The organism is Arthrobacter sp. Dra40 (assembly GCF_059091905.1).
Genome location: NZ_JBNHHB010000453.1, coordinates 1 through 1,748 on the forward strand (window position 1 = coordinate 1; position 1,748 = coordinate 1,748).

General features: G+C 68.3%; 2 protein-coding genes and 1 pseudogene. 2 read left to right on the forward strand and 1 reads right to left on the reverse strand.

What is annotated here, in order from left to right; all coding sequences use genetic code 11:
• Together AC5RWT_RS37075 and AC5RWT_RS37080 are read left to right on the forward strand one after the other, a co-directional pair.
• Positions 1-284 (forward strand): annotated as a pseudogene (locus AC5RWT_RS37075) (MFS transporter); the annotation flags it as partial.
• On the forward strand, positions 281-1,240 hold the full coding sequence (locus tag AC5RWT_RS37080; RefSeq protein ID WP_494084568.1) for a ribokinase: 960 nt from the start codon (positions 281-283) through the stop codon (positions 1,238-1,240). The pseudogene AC5RWT_RS37075 and the gene AC5RWT_RS37080, both read left to right, overlap by 4 nt.
• 5 nt (positions 1,241-1,245) lie before the next feature.
• On the opposite strand, the gene AC5RWT_RS37085 is transcribed toward AC5RWT_RS37080, so the two are convergent.
• A complete protein-coding gene (locus AC5RWT_RS37085; RefSeq protein WP_494084569.1) occupies positions 1,246-1,647 on the reverse strand; it encodes a VOC family protein in 402 nt (133 codons plus the stop codon).
• Between the last annotated feature and the right edge of the window lie 101 nt (positions 1,648-1,748).

Consider the following 1,748-nt stretch of genomic DNA (forward strand, 5'->3'; position numbering starts at 1 on the left):
GCATCATGTACGCCGGCACCGCGAACATTATGCTCAACGGGCTCGGCGTGGTGCTCTCGCCCCCGGGCAACCCCGGCTTCCTACCGGGCATGAACGCAGGAGCCTTCAACCTCGGCGCCGGGCTGAGCTTCCTGGTGCTGCCGGCGGTGCTCGTGGGCACTTCGGCGCTGGGCGACCGCGCCTCTTACCTCACGACGGTGGTGGTCGGCCTGGTCATCACGGTCGCGGCCTTCGGCGCCTCGCTGCTGATCCCCAAGCCCGTCGACGCCGAGGTGGAACAGTGAGTCCGCAGGCCGGACGCATCGTCGTCGTTGGTTCACTAAACGCGGACCTGACCATCTACACCGAGCGGTTGCCCAACCCCGGCGAAACCCTCCGCGGCGAAGGCTTCGCCGTGAACCCGGGCGGCAAGAGCGCCAACCAAGCCGTGGCCGCTGGCCGGCTCGGCGGCAACGTCGCCCTGATCGGCGCCGTGGGCGAGGACTCCAACGGGGACATGCTGCTGGCCTCCGTTGCAGGGGCCGGCGTGGACGTTTCGCGGGTGCGCCGCACCGCCGACGTCGAGACCGGCGTCGCCGTCATTACCGTTGACGCGGCGGGGGAGAACAGCATCGTCATTTCCCCCGGCGCCAACGGCACCGTAGTTCCGGATGACGTAGTCGCAGCCGGGGACGCTTTCGATGGCGTCGCCGTGGTTTGCCTCTGCCTCGAGGTCGGCCTGGACGTCGTGGAGGCGGCAGCCAGATCAGGGCACGACGCCGGAGCAACGGTGCTGCTCAACCTCTCGCCTTACGCGCCCGTGCCGCGAAGCCTGGCCGAACTCACCGACGTCCTGCTGGTCAACGCGCACGAGGCTTCGCAGTTCCTCGGCGGCGCCGAGATGCCGTGCGCCAATGCCGCCGTTGCCGAATGGGAGCAGGTGGGCTTGAAGTTTGCGGCGCAGGGGCTGGACCGCGCGGTCGTCACCCTGGGCGCCGATGGCTCCATCGTGCTGGATGGGCATGCCGGGGAGGGGCGCCGTTTCACCCGGATCGCCCCCACCAAGGTTGACGCCATGGACACCACCGGCGCCGGCGACGCCTTCACCGGGTCCCTCGCGGCACGGCTTGCCGCAGGGGAGACCCTGGCCGAGGCGGCGGCGTTCGCTTCGGTCGCTGCTGCTCTGGCTGCCACGAAGAAGGGAACCCAGGCCGCGTATCCGCGACTGGCAGACGTAGAGCGTCTGCGGACCGGCGCCTGACGTAGTCACGCCGCTGGTTCGTAGCCGACGAGCCAGTGAAGGCCGTGACGATCGATCACCTGGCCATCGGACGCGCCCCACGGCTTCGGGGCAAGGGGATCGACCACCTGGCCGCCAACGGCGAGCTTGTCGAACCATTCGTGCAGCACCTCGGGCTCGGCGGTCCCGAGCAGCGAGAGCATGACGCCTTCGAGCCGGATGCTCTTCTCACCGGGGGCCGCATCCGATCCGGCCAGGGCGACCACGCCGTTCAGCATTCCGTGGGCTATGTGGCCGGGCGGTCCCGCACTGTTGCCGAAGTCCTCATTGGTGTGCAGGGAAAGCTCTCCGCCAAAGATCTCTGCATAGAAACCCAGTGCTTCGCGGGCAGTGCCGGGGAAACTGATATAGATCTGCGGTGCCGTCATGGGCACAGCATACAGATACGGATTTCCGGCAGCAGTGCCGTGCAGGTCCTCGGGGAGTACAAAGAGAGGGATGTTCCCGGCACCGCGGTGCCGGGAACATC

Coding starts and splice junctions, on each gene's coding strand:
- AC5RWT_RS37085 (WP_494084569.1), bottom strand. CDS start 1,647: ATGACGGCACCGCAGATCTATATCAGTTTCCCCGGCACTGCCCGCGAA.